Origin of the sequence: Lysinibacillus sp. NPDC047702 (genome assembly GCF_050272555.1) — a bacterium.
GTDB lineage: Bacteria > Bacillota > Bacilli > Bacillales_A > Planococcaceae > Lysinibacillus.
In genome coordinates this window covers 1-19,124 of record NZ_JBNNMG010000025.1, presented here as the reverse complement: position 1 = coordinate 19,124, position 19,124 = coordinate 1, and the positions used below count along the sequence as shown (strand labels likewise).

Genomic DNA, 19,124 nt, shown 5'->3' with positions numbered 1-19,124 from the left:
TTTTAATGGATTACTCTTTTCTTTCCTCTATTTTCTTCATGATTGCTAGATTAGCCATAAGAACATTGACCTTATTTTCCCCAAAAATCCCCAGTACTCGTTTTTCTGTATAAGTAGCTATAATATTTCTAATCTCCTGTTCTGAAAGACCACTTGCTTGAACAATACGCTGGATTTGTATTTCTGCAGCCTTTACACTGATATGGGGATCTAGCCCTGAACCAGAGGCCGTCATTAAATCGGCAGGAATATCCTGTCGTTCAACAGCAGGATTGGCTAGTAAAAATTTCTCGATATCTGCTTCAATTCTTTTCCTTAATTCAGGATTTGTTGGTGCATAATTAAAGGAGCCTGAGCTAACACCACTATAATTCAACTGACCATTTTCATTAGGAATTGTATCCTCTTTTGTGTACACATTATAATTTACTGATGACACTCGTCCCCAGAAATAGGCGGGCTCTAAAAATGCCTGACCGATTAATTCTGAACCTCTAGCTTGCCCATCAACTTCTATTAAACTACCGTTTGCTTTGTGCGGAAACACTCCTTGTGCTAATGCAGTTACTGCCAATGGATAAATAAAGCCACAAAGAAGAAACATTGTGAACGTAATCAATATTGCTTGCTTTGTATTCTCAAAAAATTTATGCATCTCTCTTCCTCCTATAGTCCAAACATCTGAAACAGGGGTGCTATCATAACATCAATCAACTTTATGCCGATAAAAGGAGCTATGATGCCTCCTAGTCCATAAACGAATAAGTTTTTATTTAGTAGCTTTGAAGCACTCATAGGCTTGTATTTAACCCCTTTCATGGCAACAGGAATGAGCAGAGGTATGATAATCGCATTGAATAGTAATGCGGAAATAATAGCACTTGAGGGCGAATTCAGTTGCATCACGTTTAGCTCATTCATCTCTGGAACAGCAACCATTAGCATTGCTGGGATTATGGCGAAATATTTTGCCATATCATTTGCGATACTAAATGTTGTGAGGGCACCTCGAGTCATAAGTAACTGCTTCCCAATTTCAACTACTTCAATAATTTTAGTAGGATTTGAATCTAAATCCACCATGTTAGCAGCTTCCTTCGCTGCATTCGTTCCTGAATTCATAGCGAGTCCTACATTTGCTTGTGCCAATGCTGGTGCATCATTCGTCCCATCACCAGTCATCGCTACTACTTTTCCTTGTGCCTGTTCATCTTTTATGACTTGAATCTTGTCCTCAGGTTTACTTTCTGCAATAAAGCTATCCACCCCCGCTTCCTTTGCAATAGCTGCTGCGGTCAGGGGGTTATCTCCTGTACACATGATTGTTTTAATTCCCATTGCTCGTAGCTGTTCAAAGCGTTCCTTTAATCCAGCCTTGACCACATCCTTTAAATAAATAACACCTATAATTTTCTGGTTTACTGCTACTACTAGAGGTGTCCCACCAACAGAGGATACTCGATGAATAAGCTGATCTAAATTCGCTGGAACACTATGCCCTGCATTGATACACTCTTGTTTAATCGTATCATAGGCACCTTTTCGAATTTTTGTTCCATCCTGCAGATCTAATCCACTCATTCTTGTCTGTGCTGTAAATGGGATATGTGTACTATTTTTTATGATTTGTTCTTCATTATCAGTATTCACACCTAATTCGCATGCTAGTGATAGGATAGACTTCCCTTCAGGTGTGTCATCTGTTAATGAACTAAAATAAGATGCTTGCACTAAATCTTTATTTTTCACACCTATTACAGGCAGAAATTCAGAAGCCATGCGATTCCCATAAGTGATTGTGCCTGTTTTATCTAAGATTAATATATCCACATCCCCACATGCCTCTACAGCTCTTCCTGACATGGCAATAACATTGAACTGTGTCACCCTATCCATTCCCGCAATACCGATAGCAGATAATAATCCACCAATTGTTGTTGGAATTAAGCAGACTGTCAGAGCAATTAATGTTGCGATCGAAATAGGCACGTTTAAATAAGTTGTCATAGGATAAAGTGATACAACCACTAGTAAAAAAATAATCGTTAAGCTTACTAAAAGCGTATTGAGAGCCACCTCATTTGGCGTTTTTTTACGACTAGCACCTTCAATAAGCGTTATCATTTTATCTAAAAATGATTCACCAGGCATTGAAGTAATTTCAATCATTAGCCAATCGCTTGTAACAGTCGTTCCACCTGTCACTGAAGAAAAATCACCCCCACGCTCTTTGACTACTGGTGCAGATTCACCTGTTATCGCCGATTCATCTACAGTAGCTATTCCATCGATGACCTCTCCATCGTTTGGTATAACCTCTCCTGCTTGAACTAACACGATATCGCCCTTCTTTAATTCATGTGCCTGTTTCATTATTTCAGAACCATCATTTAGCAAAACACGGGCCTGTGTCACGGTTTTCGTCTTTTTTAAGGTTTCAACCTGTGCTTTTCCTCTTCCCTCTGCAATCGACTCCGCAAAATTCGCAAATAAAATAGTAATAAAAAGAATGGTTGCCACAATTGCATTATAGAGTCTCTCATGTTCTGTTATTTCACCGCCAAAAAGAGCTGGAAATAGAGCTAAAAGCAGAACAAACAAAAATCCCACCTCTACTACAAACATTACAGGATTTTTCAGCATATATATCGGATGAAATTTTTTTAACGCATCTATCAAAGCGCTTTTTAGCATAGTGCCAGTGATAAAGATTTTTCTTTCAGTTTCCATACGTGTCTCTCCTCATTACGCATAAAGTTGTAGGTGCTCAGTGATTGGTCCCAGTGCAATCGCAGGTAAAAATGTCAGAGCACCAATCATTAAAACAATTGCCATAAGTAGAAATGTAAACATGGTATTGTCCGTTTTCAACGTTCCTATAGAATCACGATGCCACATTTTTTTAGCCAGTAAGGATGCGATTGCTAGTTGAATGATAATCGTTACATAACGACCAAAGAACATAGCCAGACCTGTTGTGACATTCCAAAATATGGAGTTGTCGGATAGTCCTTCAAAGCCCGAGCCATTGTTTGCTGAAGCAGAAGCAAATTCATAGAGTACTTGTGATAATCCATGTGCACCTGGATTCGTTATCCCTGCTACGCCCTGTGGTAAAGCAACAGCAAGAGCTGAAAATAGCAGGATAATGGCGGGATGAATTAGAATACAAAGAGCAATAAGCTTCATCTCCTTCTCTTCAATTTTCTTGCCTAAAAATTGAGGTGTTCGACCAATCATCAAACAAGCAATGAAGATTGTTAGCAACACATACATCATCATGTTCATCAGACCAACGCCCTTACCACCAAAGACAACATTTAGCATCATATTAAACATCGGTACAAGCCCACCTAGCGGAGTTAACGTATCATGCATATTGTTGACAGATCCAGTTGTAAAAGCTGTGGTCACCGTTGTAAATAATGCAGACTGCGCCACCCCAAAGCGCATCTCCTTGCCCTCCATACTACCAAGTTGTTGTGTGATTCCCAGTTCATTCATAATGGGATTACCTGCTCGCTCCGATACATAGACAGTCACTAATCCAACAAGGAACAACATGGTCATTGCTACAAAAATAGCTAACCCCTGCTTGCCAAATATGGGCTTCTTTTTTCTAGAAGCTATCATTAAGCTAAATGCTACTACACAGGCTCCAGGCAATAGCATCATTGACAGCATTTCAATCATATTTGAAATGACCGTTGGATTTTCAAATGGAGTAGTAGAATTTGCTCCATAAAAACCACCACCGTTTGTTCCTATATGCTTAATAGACTCAAGTGAAGCTACAGGTCCTAGTGCAATATCTTGTAATTTCCCTTCTATCGTTTGTACAGTTTGATTGGCTTTGAGGGTTTGTGGTATACCCTGTGATACCAAAATAACGGAAACTACTATAGAAAGTGGTATTAATATCCTTGTAATGATACGAACAAAATCTACAAAGAAATTACCGATCGTATCCGTTTTAGCCACAATACGACGACAGAATGCCATACACGCTGCATAACCACTAGCTGCAGATGTAAACATCATAAAAATAATGATAAGCATTTGTGATAAATAACTAAGCCCTGATTCACCACTATAATGCTGAAGATTTGTATTCGTCATAAATGAAATAATAGTATTAAAAGATAGTGATGCTTCCATATTGTCAATCTTGTTTGGATTTAAAAACAAGATTGCTTGAATTCGTAATAGAATATAGCCAATAAACACCATACAGGCATTTGATAGGATTAAAGAGAGCACATATTGTTTACCTGTCATATCCACTCTTTTAATACCACAAAGTTTATAAATAAACCCATCAAATCTATCCATGATTGGATCAATCCAGGTTCTTTGCTGCATTGCCACCCGGTATAAATAATGACCTGTAACGATAACGAGTGGTACATAAATAATTAATACAATGGCTATTTGCCACATAATGCAACCTCCTATAAGCCAATTAATAATTTTCAGGATATAGTAATGCATGCCCTAGATAACCAAAAAGGAATACAAGTACAATCCCCATAAAAATCCACATTCAATTCACCCTCCTTACTTTTCTTTCACTAGCTTAAAGCACCATGCTGTTAACGCATAAAGACATGCAAAGTTGATTATTAGTAAACCAATCATAGATAAGTCCAACAATTAAAACCCCTTTCGTTATTAGGATGCTCTCATCATACTTACTTTCAGATTAATGTAGTGTTAGGAAATCGTTTTTTCTATTAAGAAACTATAAGGGCGGAAATCTTAATACTTTCTTAATGGAAGATAGCGCTATAATACAAATGAGGTGAAGGATGATGGAACAAGATCGACCAGCTCCAGAGACATTTTTAGCGAGGCTTCAACAGGAGGAACACGTTATTGGAAAGCTCAAAATTTTTCTTGGCTATGCTGCTGGCGTAGGGAAAACCTATGCAATGCTAGATGCAGCACATCAGGCTCAAACGCTTGGTAAAGATGTGGTGGTTGGCTATGTAGAGCCTCATCCTCGTCCAGAAACATTAGCCTTACTCGAAGGGCTTGAGCAAATTCCTACAAAAAAAATAAGGTATAAGGAGAAAGCCTTTCAGGAATTAGATATTGATGCAGTATTAAGTCGTAAACCAGAAATTGTTCTTATTGATGAATTAGCACATAGTAATGTACCAACAATGCGACACAAGAAGCGCTTTGGAGATATAGAGGAATTACTTGCAAAGGGAATTCATGTCTATACAACTGTAAATATTCAACATATTGAAAGTCTTCATGATTTGGTAGAAGAAATAACTGGCATCAAGGTACGGGAACGCATACCAGATTACTTAATTGATCAGGCTGCACAAATAAAAATTGTGGATCTTGAACCCGATGAGTTAATTCAACGTCTACAGGATGGCAAAATTTATAGCAAGCAACAAGCTGAAAAAGCCCTACAATCTTTCTTTTCTAAGCAAAATTTAATAGCTCTTCGAGAAATTGCACTACGTAGAGCCGCTGATACGATTAACTATAAACAAATTAACAGCAACGAATCAATGAAACATTCTGTACAGATTGAAGAGCATATACTTGTTGGTATTAGTAGCTCTCCTACAAATGCCAAGGTTATTCGAAATGCCGCAAGACTTTCTCAGGCATTGCATGGCAAATTCACTGCTCTTTATGTACAAAGGGTACAGGAAAGCGATAGGACAACCGCAAACTCAGAGCGATTGCAGCAGCATATAAAGCTTGTTGAACAGCTTGGTGGTCATGTGGTCATTGTTCAAGAGGATGATATAGCAGCAGCCCTTGCTAATTATGCTCAAATTAGCGGTGTGACAAAATTGGTCATCGGTAGAACAAGCATGAGAAAAAGATGGTGGCAACCAAGCACAAAAATCAGCGATCAACTGACTGAATTTGTACCAAATTTAGCTATTCATATAGTACCAGATCAGGAAAATGAACAATTCTATCTACAAAAAATAAATATACAGTGGTCATTTGACTGGCTTGACTTGTTAAAAATGATTTTCATATTTGGCTTTGTATCCATTATCGGCTTGTATTTATATTCACTTGGTATTAGTGAATCAAATGTCATTACGATTTATATTTTAGGTGTTTTAATGCTTGCTATCTGGTCATCGGGTTGGATAATGAGCATTATTAGCTCCATCACCGCTGTATTACTATTTAATTACTTATTTACAGAACCACGATTCTCATTTGATGCCTATCATCGAGATTATCCAATGACCTTTGTAATCATGTTCCTTTCAGGGTTCATCACAAGTAGCTTAACAAAAAAAATAAAAAAGCAAACGATGATAGCTGTGCGGAAATCTTATCGAATGGAGGTGCTGCTTGATATAAATCGGAGGCTCCAACACGCTAAAACGATAGATGAAATTATTACGGAGGGTATGGTACAAATTGTTAGGCTAGTAGAAAAGCCCGTACAATTCTTTGAAATAGAAAATAACACCATTGTTAATTCAATGTTTTTTCATACAGAGAGCATGTCAAATAGCGAAAATAAGAAAGTATCCTCCCTTTTTGAAAATCCTAATGGTGGGGTGGTGAGTTGGGTTATTAATAATAAGCATGTAGCAGGTGTTTCAACTGATATATTTCCAGAAGTAAGTGCCTACTATTTACCCGTTATATCAAATGGATATGTGAAGGGTGTTATTGGCATTGCACTGTCAAAGCAATCACCATTACCTGCATTTGAGCGTAATATTTTGCATGCTATTATCAATGATTTTTCGTTTGCGCTCGATAAATGGTATTTACAGAAGCTCAATGTAGAAGTAGCTAGAGATGCGGAAATGGAACAAATGCGTGCTAACCTTTTACGTGCTATCTCACATGATTTAAGAACACCACTTACAGCTATTTCCGGAAATGCGGATATTTTATTGACGAATGCAAATTATATTCCAGATAATGAAAAAAACAAATTATATGAAGATATTTATAAAAATTCAAAATGGCTTGTACAAATGGTTGAAAACTTACTCGCTGTTTCAAAATTGGAGAATGGACAATTCGCTTTAGAGATGCATTTGGAACTTGTAGAAGAAATTATACAAGAGGCTCTTTGCCATGTCGTTCGTCTAAATAATACTCATAAAATATCCTATCAAATTGAACCAGAATTCTTATTTGCTTTTATGGATGCACGACTAATCATTCAGGTTCTGATTAATATCATTGATAATGCATTGACCTATACACCTCCCGGTAGTGTGATTACGATACTAGTAAAAGAATCTGGTGGTTTAGTAGATTTCGCTATTTCTGATGATGGACCAGGTATTGATGATGCGATAAAAGAAACGCTTTTTGAGCCATTTACAACCGGAAAAATACAGCGTAGCGATAGTCGAAGAGGTCTAGGATTAGGCTTGGCACTTTGTCAAACCATTTTAAAATTACATGGCAGCGAAATACATGTATTAGATAATCAACCACAGGGCACTATCTTTCATTTTTCACTAAAAAAGGAGTAATGATGTTCCATGAATAAACGAATTCTTGTAGTCGAAGATGACCTAGCCATTGGTAATTTAATCAAGATGACATTAGCTACACAGCACTATGAATTCGACATCGTATATGATGGGAACAGTGCATTGCAAAAGGCTCTTACTATGAAGCCAGACGTAATCATCCTGGATTTAGGACTACCGGACATGGATGGTGTAGAGCTTATTACAAAGATTAGAAGCTGGACCCAAACCCCTATTATTGTTGTCAGTGCGCGTGGTGAAGAACAAGATAAAATAAATGCATTGGATGCTGGTGCAGATGATTATGTCACTAAGCCTTTTAGTGTTGAGGAGTTACTAGCACGCATACGAGTAGCACTGCGAAGAATGATGTATGAGCATCAGCTAGAAAATGAACCCTCTATCTTTGAGAACGGCCATTTACAAATAAACTATTTAGCAAATACAGTGTTTGTCAATAGTAAAGAGGTGCATTTGACACCAATAGAATATAAGCTGTTGGTCATTTTATCTAAGCATGTTGGCAAAGTATTAACACATAATTTTATTTTAAAGGAAATTTGGCACAATGTTCTCCAATCGGATGTCCCAAGCCTTAGAGTTTTCATGGCAACGCTTCGCAAAAAAATAGAGAACGACCCCGCTAATCCAAAGTTAATTCAGACCCATGTTCGTGTCGGGTACAGAATGCTACGCTGTCATGATGAAGAATAATGTAAAACGAAGATATTTTCTAAAAAAATATAGCGAGGTAATTCCAAAAATGTTTGGAACTACCTCGCTTCATGTTGTTGAAAACTATTATGTCAATGAATCAAGTTATTCTAATCCAAAGTATTGCTCTGTAGGAAAAAGCAATACATTTACAGTGAAAATTTAGTTAAAACTAATAACGGACATTCTATTAAGTACAAGTAGCCTTCTATCTAGCACAAATACTAGTCAATCGTGCACATAGTCTCATCAATTCAGCAATCTCCCCTTAAAATAAAGATTTCCTTATGTATTCGACAAAATAAAAGACCTCACATAACACGAAAGAAATCACTTTCATTTTGCCACAACACCCAAATTTTTTGGAACCTCCTCGCTTGAATCCGTCAAGGGCTTTAGGCCAACACGATGTTGGTCACTCAGGCGTTTTCACAGGATGTGAAGATCTAACCTGAGTTCCTCTGATTCAGCGGGCGTTTGTACGCCCACTGAATAGGAAAAAAATCGCATTCATCTCGCCACCTATAGAGGTGGGAGTATTCTGCTGAATCAAGATAAAAAGTAATAACAGATTTTAATAATCTCCAGTCCTACCTAAATTTTAAATTTATTGATTTCTTCCTTCACTATCAGAGCCTCTTCACTTAATGATTTTGCAACGGCATTTATTTCTTCAATCGTTGCTGCTTGCTCCTCAATTGTTGAGGCAATTGTTTCGGATTGCTGTGCAGCTTGTACGGCAGAGTTGGACATTTCATTGACCGATGCAGCCATTTCTTCAGTGCTTGCTGATATTTGCTGTGTGGAGGCTGAAACATCTTCAATTTGACCTGTCATCTCACGAATGGCATGTAGAATTTCATCGAAAGATTTTTGTGCATTTTGAATAAATGTGACTCCCTCATCTACATTTAATACCGTTACACCTACAGCCTTATCTACTTCCTTCATTTCCTGCTGAATTAGTGCAATCAAATCAACAATTTGATTGGCAGATGCTTTCGATTCCTCCGCTAACTTGCGTACCTCATCAGCTACAACTGCAAAGCCTTTACCATGCTCACCAGCACGCGCTGCCTCAATAGCAGCATTTAATGCTAGAAGATTCGTTTGTTCGGTAATATCCGTTATTACTTTCGTAATATGGACGATTTCAGCTGATTGTCTATTTAGCTGCTTAATACGCTCATTTGTCTTATTAGATGATTCCTGGATGAGTGCTATTTGATTTTCTGCGATATGCAACGTTTTTTCGCCATCGTTCGCAATAGTCTGTGTATCTATAGCTTTTGAATGGAGCATTTGCGTAGCCTCCGCTATACGTTGAACGCCTCGAGCTGTTTCATCCATTGCAATCGAACTTTCACGACCAGTGGCCGCTGCTTGATGATCATTTGTTGCCATCTCCTCTACTAAGTTTGCAACATCATTAGAGGAATCAGAAATGACATCTGTACTTGCAGCTAATTGTTCAGCTGATGAAGTAGTATGCTCAACATTAGCAGTCATACTACGTATCAAAGAATGTAAATTAGTTTTCATTAAATTAAAGGAATCTGCTAAAATCCTAATTTCATCATTTGTTCTAACCTCTATATCCTTTTGACACAAATCACCTTTAGCAATTACTTCCGCAGCAGAAGTTAATTTATGTACTGGAACAAGAATGGAACGTACAAGTATAAAGCCGACTATAATACAAATCAGGACAATAATACCGAATATCCATAAAAACCATTGCTTATTATCATCTATAAGTTTTTCAACATCGGCTAAAGAATTTTCCATTTGGGTAATGCTTTCTTGTTGGAATATTTCTACTTTTTCATTGATTTCAACAGATGTCGTATCAAATTCCAGCATAATCTTATTTCCCTGCTGAGGTCCCCCTTGAATATAGCTATTAGCCATTTCTTGACCAGTGCTATAATAGTGATCAAATGCTTTTTTAATAGCATTTAGTTTTTCCTCATTTTGAGGATGTAAACTTTTCAGCTGTTCTAAATTTTGATTAAAAATTTTACTATATTTTTCTGCCTGCTCAAATCCATCATCTAAATTGTCTAGTGCTCTTGTAGCACTAATATCTGTCAAGTATTGCTGAACCTGAACCACCGCCAGCTTCATCTCATCTGCTAGCAGTGCTGATTGCAATGTCTTTTCCCTCATTAAGTGTATTTGATCTAATTGGGATTTGGCATTTTGTTGCTGAAAAAACCCCATAATTAGCACTAATAATACAATCAGACCAAATGACACCATACTTCTCATTTTAATTGACACAAAATACCTCCTATTCAAGATTCCTCTATACTATTCTAACAAAAATACCTTTACGAAATATTTACATAAATCCTACAAGTTCTTTTCTATTCTATAGGAAAGTAGTTACTAGTAATCCATTATACTCCCGCAAGTCGACAGAAAAGTGGAAAAAATGTGACGATTTAAGAAATATACCTATGTAATGATAAATATATAGGTACGATGAACAGAGGCCATTATTGGTCGTGTGTTTTCTTTGTCTTTGTCGAACGCTAGCATAGCCATCTGCATATCATAACTATAATCAGGTATGTCATCAATGATAAACAAGTATTGAAAGGAGTTCATTATGGTATTTCGACAACCCTATCAGTTCCCAATGTATCCCGGCGGCATGAGAATGCCCATGCAAATGCCAATGCCAACACAACAAATGTCACCGCAGTCCTTTTTACCTCCTGGAGGCTTCCCAGTTCAACCACGAATTCCGGGTGGCTTTCCAATGTCTAGCGGAATAGGGACTTTCGGAGGGCAAATGCCGATGCCGCCAGTTCAAGGAGCCTCTAAGATCGGCTCATTCTTACAGCAAGCAAATAGCTTGTTCAATTCAGCCAAAACCTATACACCCTATATACAGCAAGCCATGCCTATGGTAAAAAATATTCCCTCTCTATTAAAATTGTATAAAGGGTTTCAAGGTCTTCCATCTACAGGAGATAAGGCTGGGGCCGCTAAAGCTACAGCAAGTGATGGAGCAGGTTCTGCAAAAAGTGGAAGGTCTTCTCGACAAAATGCATCATTCACTCCGCCAGATCCAATCCCATCCAAACCACGTATTTTCCAGCCACCTATGTAGATGAACGTTTCTTTGTATTCGTCGCTCCCGTCCGTTATAATGTAGGTAGGTAAGCTTGAAAGGAGTCACAACCATGCAAGTATTAAAAATTAATCCACGTGGCTATTGCTACGGTGTTGTTGATGCGATGGTTATCGCTCGTAACGCCGCACTCGATAAAACATTACCAAGACCTATCTACATTTTAGGAATGATTGTGCATAATAAACATGTCACAGATGCCTTTGCAGAGGATGGCATCATCACATTAGATGGTGATAATCGTTTAGAAATCATAAAACAGGTTGAAACTGGCACTGTTATTTTCACAGCGCATGGCGTTTCACCTGAAATTCGTGAAATTGCGAAGCAAAAAGGGTTAGTATCCATTGATGCTACATGTCCTGACGTAACAGTTACACACGATTTAATTCGTGAAAAATCAGCACAAGGCTATGATATTATTTATATTGGTAAAAAAGGACATCCCGAACCTGAAGGAGCAATCGGCGTTGCACCAGAGCATGTACATTTAGTGCAATCTTCCAATGATATTGATGCATTAAATTTAACGAATGATAAATTACTGGTAACCAATCAAACAACTATGAGTCAATGGGATGTTGCTCATTTAATGGATAGTTTAAAAGAAAAATTCCCACATATTGAAGTGCATAAAGAAATCTGTTTAGCAACACAGGTACGCCAAGAAGCCGTTGCTAAACAGGCAGGGGAAGCCGGTTTACTTATTGTTGTAGGTGATCCAAAATCCAATAACTCAAATCGTTTAACACAGGTGTCTGTTGAAATCGCAGGGACACCATCCTATCGAATTGCAGATGTTTCTGAACTAAAAGTTGAATGGTTAACAAACATTAATACTGTTGCTGTCACAGCAGGTGCTTCAACGCCTACACCGATTGTGAAAGAGGTCATTTCATTCCTTGAACAATTCGAAGAACATGATGAAACTACACACGTCATTAAACGTACAGTTACACTAGATAAAATTTTGCCAAAAATTAAGACACCAAAGCCTGTAGAAAAAATTATGCCCTACTAAAATACTTAAAACCTGATTGCCTAAACACAATCAGGTTTTTTTGTTATTTGCTAAAATAATAATTGATAGGACGACCTATACCCCCATAATGCACATCCATCGTAATCTCTTCTTGCTTCTCTAAATAATCTAAATATCTCCGAGCTGTAACACGAGCGATGCCTACACCACTTGCAACTCTTTCAGCCGATGCTCCCTCTACAGAATGCAAATAGTGCATAACTTTTTCGAGTGTTGCTCTATTAAAACCTTTTGGCAAGTTTTTTTCTAAGTGCATCATAGTCGGGTGCTCAATTTCATTTTGCACACCCTGATAATGGAATAACTGATCAAGTTCTCCCTGTGTCAGCTCACGCTCTGTTTGCATCTGTCTTTTAAAACGCAAATAATTTTCAAGTGTTCCCTGCACGCGTTCAAACGAAAAGGGCTTCATAATATAATCGAAAACGCCTAGATGCAAAATCTGTTTCACCGTTTTCATATCATTTGCAGCAGTTACAGTGATAACATCCACTGGCAATTTAAGTTCACGTATTTTTCGCAAACTCGTAATTCCATCCTGCTCTGGCATAAAAATATCCATGAATACTAAATCAGGTGCAAGCTTACGTATTTGAGCTATTCCCTCGACACCATTTGAGGCTTGACCTATCACTTCAAACCCCGCTACCTTTTCAATAAATTGACGATTCACCTCTCGCACCATCGGATCATCTTCTATTAAGAGCACCCTTATCTGTGTCACTGTCAACCCTCCGTATATCGTAATTTTTCTAGTTGGATTAAGTCGTTGGTTATTTACTACTTTTTTTGCGTAGTCGATACTCTCCTATTAAGTGGTCACTCATTTAAGCGAAGAGCTTTCAGTTTAATCACTTATAATTCCGGGCTTTAGGAAAAATAAAATGTTATCAAAAAGCTGGTTCCTTTATGAGGCTCACTAATAACCTCAATATCCCCCTGCCCCTTTTGTACAATATCTTGGATTAAATACAGACCAATACCTCGCCCCTTTTTCTCTTTTGTCGAAAAGCCATTATCAAAAATATGGGTCCTTACCTCTTCTGTCATGCCTATACCATTATCTGTTACTAAGATTGCCAATACATCTTCATCTTCATCAACAGACACATGCACAATTTTTTCATCCAGTTGCGTATCTCTTAATGCATCAAAAGCATTTTCGATTAAATTACCAAATAAAATGACAAAATCATGATGATCTAAATTTTTCGGAAATTCAGTCAGTCGACTTTCTCGATCTATCTCTAATCGAATTCCCTGCTCTTTTGCATAGGAAATCTTACTAAGTAATAAGCCTGAAATATTTTCATTTTTAATTCGTTCATTTAAGAAATTTGTAATTTCATCATGTTCTTCCTTCACTTGCGTTAAATAAGATAGTGCCTGCTCATGATGTCCAAGCTGTAAAAGTCCAGCAATGGTGTGCAGTTTATTTTTATGCTCATGTGTTTGTACACGCAATGCCTGTACAAATGCCTTTACACCAGTTAATTCCTCTGCAAGCTTTTTCACTTCTGTACGATCCTTAAACATGGCCACCGCTCCAACTGTTTTTCCATTGACTTGTATTGGAATACGATTGCTCATAATACTATGTCCATTAATATATAGCTCACGATTGAAAAGAGGCTGATCAAGTTCCAAAATTTCTGGTAAGCGTGTGTCAGGTAATACCTCATAAATTTTCTTTCCAATTAATGTCGACGGTTGGTCATAAACACTTAATATATCACATGCTTTTTCATTAAAAATAGTTATCGTTAAATCATTATCTATCGCGATAATTCCTTCATGCATGGCATTAAAGGTTTCTGTTCGCTCCACATACATTTTAGCAATTTCATGCGGCTCTAACCCAAACATTTGCTTTTTCATATGAAGCCCTAAATTATGGGCACCCCATGCACTAAATAGAAGAGACAAGAAGATTGTAATGATTAATTCCTTTTGGATAGATTGTAGTAATTCAGCAATCGTTAAAACACTATAACCTACTATCACGACGCCTAATTGTTTTCCCTCATTATTCATAATAGGTACAAATGCGCGCACCATATCACCATGCTCACCATGTGCAATTGATGTATAATAATGTTCAGAAAAGGCTGCATTTAAATCTCCTGATTGCGAAATTCGACCTATTTCCTCTGAATTCGGATGGGAATACTTGCGTCTTTGCATGTCTAAAACAACAATATATTGTGCACCATTTATATCACGTATTTCGTCTACAACCGGATTAATATGCGTTGTTGCCTCATTAAAATCAAGACTGGTAATATATGTTTTTAATTCAGGAAGCTGTGATACGGTTTTTGCCACAAGCAATGCCTGATTTCCAAGCTTATCCTTCTGCTCATTCATTACGAATCCTAGCAAAAATGTACCACCAATACTAAAGGAAAGCATGAGAATAAAAAAAGTTAGAGACATGATTTTTCTTCTCATTGATAACTTTTGAAATTTCAAGATGTAAAACGCCTCCCTCACCTATATTTTAGCTTACTTCATATGTTAGAATAACAAAAACATCAGAAAATACGAATTAATTGGGTGTAATAGATGAAAAAATTTATTATTGGAACAATAGCAACCGTTTTACTGTTAACAATAGCGATTGGCGTACAACAAGGTCTACTATTCGCTAACCCCCTCCCCTACGACGATGAACAAAAAGGCTTGGATACACAAATTACCATTCATTTAAGTCATGTAGTAGCAGAAAATACGCCGAAGGGACAGGCTGCAAGTAAATTCGCAGAGCTTGTTGAGGAAAAAACAAATGGTGAAGTAAAGGTACATGTTTACCCAAACTCCTCCTTGTTTAATGATGAAAATGAGTTTCAAGCATTACAAAATGGAGAAGTAGAAATGATTATCCCTACTTTCTCTAAAATGACAGCCTATGTACCAAACTGGCAGGTTCTAGATTTACCCTACCTCTTTAATACGGATGATGAAGTCCATGAAGTTCTTACCGGCTCAATTGGCGAACAGCTATTAAATGAGCTTGAACCCTTTCAAATAAAGGGACTTAGCTTTTGGCACAATGGCTTTAAGCATTTAACCTCTGTCGATTATCCTATTCATACATTTGAGGATTTAAAAGGCTTACGTATCAGAACAATGCCAAGTAAAACACTTGAGAAGCAATTTGAGGCTGTTGGAGCAACGCCTATTCCTATTTCCTTTAGTGAGGTGTTTACGGATCTTGAATCACATGCCATCGATGCACAGGAAAATACAGCATCTAATATTTACTCTAAAGGCTTCTATAAGGTACAAAAACATATGACATTAACAAAGCATGGGATTTTAGGGTATGCTGTTCTTATGAATGAAAACTTTTGGAAGTCTCTACCTGTAAAGATTCAAAAGCAGATTATGGAGGCTATGAAGGACACGACAGATTGGCAATTTGAACAAGCCGTTATTATGAATGAAAAGGATCTACGAAAGCTAGAGCAGCAAGAAGGCTTTGAAATTTCCACGATGAGTAGTGAGGAACGACAACGATTTAAAGAAAAGCTTACACCTGTCTATGACTTTTATAAAACCAATATACAAAATGATGATGTCTTATCGAGAATTGAAAAAATCGTTTCTCCTTAATACTTTTGTTCATTAATGATAAATCCTCACAAATCGTGAGGATTTTTTCTTTTGTATTATAATAGATTCTTCAATTTCAAATCTACTATAAAACAGTATTTATCCTTGCAAACACTGGTTTCATACACTCTTCAACTAAAAATGAACAAAATGAACAATAGAAACATTACGGTCATAAAAACTATTGTCGGAAAATTTCAGCTATGATAACCACATGAAAGCGTTCACACAATTTTCACTAAGGTTGGAGGGGTAGAACTTTATGCGTATAAATTTTAAAAACTTAACAGTACAAGTACTGATAGCTATTGTACTTGGTATTATTGTCGGTGCCATGTTCCCTGAGTTTGGGGCGAAGCTAAAAATATTAGCCGATATTTTTATTAAATTAATTAAAATGTTAATAGCTCCTATTATTTTCTTAACAGTTGTTATTGGCATTGGGAGTATGGGCGATGTAAAAAAGGTTGGAAAAATCGGAGGGAAAGCCTTAATTTATTTTGAGATCGTCTCTACTTTTGCACTAGCGATTGGCCTACTCGTTGTCAATATTGTACAGCCAGGTAAGGGCTTTAATACAGATGCTGCAAACGCCGCAGATGTGTCTCAATATACACAACAAGCTGCTGCCGCGGAACATGGCTTCGGTGCATTTATCATGCAAATTATTCCTGATAATGTTGTTGGCGCACTTGCTAACGGTGAATTACTACCAGTCCTGTTCTCAGCAGTTTTATTTGGGCTAGCTGCCGCTGCAATTGGTGAACCAGCTAAACCAGTAATTAATTTTTTCGAACAAGTCGCAGATATTTTCTTTAAAATTGTTAATATGGTCATGAAGATTTCCCCTATTGGTGCATTTGGTGCCATGAGTTACACAATCGGAAATTTTGGTATTAAATCACTTGGAAACTTAGGATTTTTAATGCTGTCTGTTTATATCACGATGTTTATCTTTATCGTAGTCATTATCGGTCTGATTACACGTTACTTTGGGTTCAATATTTTTAAGTTCATTAAATATATTAAAGATGAAATTTTTATCGTTATTGGGACATCCTCATCAGAATCAGCATTACCTTCGATGATGCGTAAACTAGAAAACTATGGCTGCTCTAAACAAGTCGTTGGTCTTGTTATACCAACGGGGTATTCCTTTAATTTAGATGGTACGTCTATTTACTTATCCATGGCAGCAATATTTATAGCACAAGCTTATGGCGTGGAATTAGACATTTGGCATCAAATTACCTTATTAGCTATTTTAATGCTAACATCTAAAGGAGCGGCTGGTGTAACGGGTTCAGGCTTTATTACACTCGCGGCAACGCTAGCGGCATTCCCTATGATTCCAGTTGAAGGGATTGCATTGTTAATCGGTGTCGATCGTTTTATGTCAGAGGCTCGCGCTGTTACAAACTTAATTGGTAATGGTGTTGCAACAGTTGTTGTTTCAAAAATGGAAAAAGAATTCGATCCAGAGCAAGAAAAACGTGCTCTTGCAGGTGAAGTAATCATTCAATAAGATAAAAAGCTGACCATCAATGTAATAATGGTCAGCTATTTTTTGTTCATTCTTTTTCATCTCTTATGTCAAAATAATATTTATAAAATGATGAAACCTAGGATTAGGCTTCCTCGTATAGTCTAGTAGATTGGAGGCTTTTTATGGCTACATTTACACTTACCTTTCCGAAAGCATTCGAAAGCTTTACACAGATCCCTATTATTAATGAACGAAATGAAGCAGTATGTGTATTACAAAAGGTTGAACGTTCATCCGTTGGAAAAGTTATCAATGCTGTTATGCTAGTAGCTGCACAGCAATCCTTACCACATCGTTATGAAACCCGCTCTCCCTTAGGAGCACCGCTTTTTCAAGTGCAATCAACACTCTTAACAAAAGGGGTTAGCCATCTTCTTGTGATGCCAGATGGAACAACCCTACCAATTCAACACAAGGTCGTGCAGCTACTTGAATCCTCCTATTCATTTACAATGGATGGACTTGTTTTTCGCTTTGAAAAGGATTTTACCTCAACCGCCTATTTATATTGCAATGATGTAAAAATAGCAAGTGCTAGTAATTTAGAAACTGAATTAGTACGTACTGGTATAGCTTTTAAGCTTTTCGACTCCGATGATACGCTTTTTGTTGCTTTACTAGCTGCTCTTTATCAAACTTTATTCTTAATAAAAAAATGAAATAAGGACTTTAGATAGTTTAAAACTTAAACAGATTAAAGAGTTCACTTTTACACGCTAGAATTGTTCCAGATATTCCGGAACACGAAATATATTCGCTTTGTTTTGAGTATTTTATACAGTCCCTTCAAAATAGGAGTACACTAAAAGAGTAGGCTTACTATACTTTTGGAGGGGTGTATATGGATTCAAAGGCAGCAGACATTAAAAATTTAATGACTTTAAATCTTCTTGTTCAAATCTTAGAGGAACGTGGCATTATGACTGATCGAGAGTTAAAAGAACGTCTTACAAATAATGTTAAGCTTTCCTCTATGGACACCGATTTAAAAGAAAAAGTCATTGAAGAAATTAAACATTAATGGGTAACATGTCAAAAAGGGTAGCTCCAAGTACTGAAACTTGAGCTACCCTCTAATTTGATCAATTATAACTCGCATACCTATATTTTTACTTTAAATTAAGGAAATCTATTTTGAAAATAAATGGCGAATTGTAAAATCAGATTAGACACTGTATAAAAAAATGCATCAAATCGGAAAAATCGTGTATTATTGGAGTTCCTACACAACCAATATACAAAGGAGATTTTTCGATTTGATGCAAACAAAGCTTAACATAAAAGGAACTCAAAAGAAACCCAGACTTACTGAAATTCAACGTGGAAAGTTAGAGGCTTACCTTGATGAAGGGAATTTATCAAAAGCTGAGATTGCCCGTAGATTGGGTGTTTGTCGTGCTACTATATATAACGAAATCAAGCGAGGAACTACTACCCAAGTGAGGATAGTAAATGGTAAACGAATCTATACCATGAAGTACTTCGCTGCAACTGGTCAAGCAATCACTGATCGAAATGTGGCTCGTTCTCGTAACCCTTTGAAGGTGAAGCGAGTATTGGCTTTTCTAG

Annotated in this window: 15 protein-coding genes; 9 read left to right on the top strand and 6 right to left on the bottom strand. The window is 37.1% G+C overall.

Annotated features, from left to right (window positions below):
- Positions 1 to 10: 10 nt before the first annotated feature.
- From kdpC to kdpA, 3 genes are read right to left on the bottom strand one after another with little or no spacing between them, the layout of a single operon-like run.
- Positions 11 to 655 (bottom strand): potassium-transporting ATPase subunit KdpC, encoded by a 645-nt coding sequence (kdpC, locus tag ACQKIM_RS13450; RefSeq protein ID WP_427544680.1) that lies wholly within the window; start codon positions 653 to 655, stop codon positions 11 to 13.
- Between the two features lie 11 nt (positions 656 to 666).
- Positions 667 to 2,730 carry a potassium-transporting ATPase subunit KdpB gene (gene kdpB, locus ACQKIM_RS13445; RefSeq protein ID WP_427544678.1) on the bottom strand — a complete coding sequence of 688 codons (2,064 nt, stop codon included), beginning with the start codon at positions 2,728 to 2,730 and terminating at the stop codon, positions 667 to 669.
- A gap of 15 nt (positions 2,731 to 2,745) precedes the next feature.
- Positions 2,746 to 4,440, bottom strand: coding sequence for a potassium-transporting ATPase subunit KdpA (gene kdpA, locus ACQKIM_RS13440; RefSeq protein ID WP_427544676.1), 1,695 nt, complete (start codon positions 4,438 to 4,440; stop codon positions 2,746 to 2,748).
- Between the two features lie 368 nt (positions 4,441 to 4,808).
- Between kdpA and ACQKIM_RS13435 the strand changes: the two genes are divergently transcribed.
- Both ACQKIM_RS13435 and ACQKIM_RS13430 read left to right on the top strand, forming a co-directional pair.
- Positions 4,809 to 7,496 (top strand): DUF4118 domain-containing protein, encoded by a 2,688-nt coding sequence (locus ACQKIM_RS13435; RefSeq protein ID WP_427544674.1) that lies wholly within the window; start codon positions 4,809 to 4,811, stop codon positions 7,494 to 7,496.
- A 9-nt stretch (positions 7,497 to 7,505) separates the two neighbouring features.
- Entirely contained in the window at positions 7,506 to 8,210 is a 705-nt protein-coding gene (locus ACQKIM_RS13430; protein ID WP_427544672.1) for a response regulator transcription factor, read from the top strand.
- Between the two features lie 594 nt (positions 8,211 to 8,804).
- On the opposite strand, the gene ACQKIM_RS13425 is transcribed toward ACQKIM_RS13430, so the two are convergent.
- The gene (locus ACQKIM_RS13425) at positions 8,805 to 10,493 is read right to left on the bottom strand and encodes a methyl-accepting chemotaxis protein (protein ID WP_427544670.1); all 1,689 of its coding nucleotides are present in this window, start codon (positions 10,491 to 10,493) and stop codon (positions 8,805 to 8,807) included.
- Between the two features lie 331 nt (positions 10,494 to 10,824).
- Between ACQKIM_RS13425 and vrrA the strand changes: the two genes are divergently transcribed.
- On the top strand, positions 10,825 to 11,331 hold the full coding sequence (gene vrrA, locus ACQKIM_RS13420; protein WP_427544668.1) for a VrrA/YqfQ family protein: 507 nt from the start codon (positions 10,825 to 10,827) through the stop codon (positions 11,329 to 11,331).
- Between the two features lie 73 nt (positions 11,332 to 11,404).
- Complete coding sequence (locus tag ACQKIM_RS13415; protein WP_427544666.1) at positions 11,405 to 12,373, top strand: 4-hydroxy-3-methylbut-2-enyl diphosphate reductase; 969 nt, start codon at positions 11,405 to 11,407, stop codon at positions 12,371 to 12,373.
- A gap of 43 nt (positions 12,374 to 12,416) precedes the next feature.
- On the opposite strand, the gene ACQKIM_RS13410 is transcribed toward ACQKIM_RS13415, so the two are convergent.
- Entirely contained in the window at positions 12,417 to 13,118 is a 702-nt protein-coding gene (locus ACQKIM_RS13410; RefSeq protein ID WP_427544664.1) for a response regulator, read from the bottom strand.
- Positions 13,119 to 13,264: 146 nt separating this feature from the next.
- Positions 13,265 to 14,845, bottom strand: a complete 1,581-nt coding sequence (locus ACQKIM_RS13405) for an ATP-binding protein (protein WP_427544761.1) — start codon at positions 14,843 to 14,845, stop codon at positions 13,265 to 13,267.
- A gap of 114 nt (positions 14,846 to 14,959) precedes the next feature.
- On the opposite strand from ACQKIM_RS13405, the gene ACQKIM_RS13400 reads away from it, so the two are divergent.
- The 5 genes from ACQKIM_RS13400 to ACQKIM_RS13380 all read left to right on the top strand — a co-directional run.
- Positions 14,960 to 16,009, top strand: coding sequence for a TRAP transporter substrate-binding protein (locus ACQKIM_RS13400; RefSeq protein ID WP_427544662.1), 1,050 nt, complete (start codon positions 14,960 to 14,962; stop codon positions 16,007 to 16,009).
- 262 nt (positions 16,010 to 16,271) lie between these two features.
- Complete coding sequence (locus ACQKIM_RS13395) at positions 16,272 to 17,534, top strand: dicarboxylate/amino acid:cation symporter (protein ID WP_427544660.1); 1,263 nt, start codon at positions 16,272 to 16,274, stop codon at positions 17,532 to 17,534.
- Positions 17,535 to 17,677: 143 nt separating this feature from the next.
- Positions 17,678 to 18,214 carry a tubby C-terminal domain-like protein gene (locus ACQKIM_RS13390; RefSeq protein WP_427544658.1) on the top strand — a complete coding sequence of 179 codons (537 nt, stop codon included), beginning with the start codon at positions 17,678 to 17,680 and terminating at the stop codon, positions 18,212 to 18,214.
- 182 nt (positions 18,215 to 18,396) lie between these two features.
- Positions 18,397 to 18,576 (top strand): hypothetical protein, encoded by a 180-nt coding sequence (locus ACQKIM_RS13385; protein WP_283868730.1) that lies wholly within the window; start codon positions 18,397 to 18,399, stop codon positions 18,574 to 18,576.
- A 238-nt stretch (positions 18,577 to 18,814) separates the two neighbouring features.
- Positions 18,815 to 19,124: helix-turn-helix domain-containing protein (locus ACQKIM_RS13380; RefSeq protein WP_427544656.1), on the top strand; the 310-nt coding region annotated here is incomplete at its 3' end.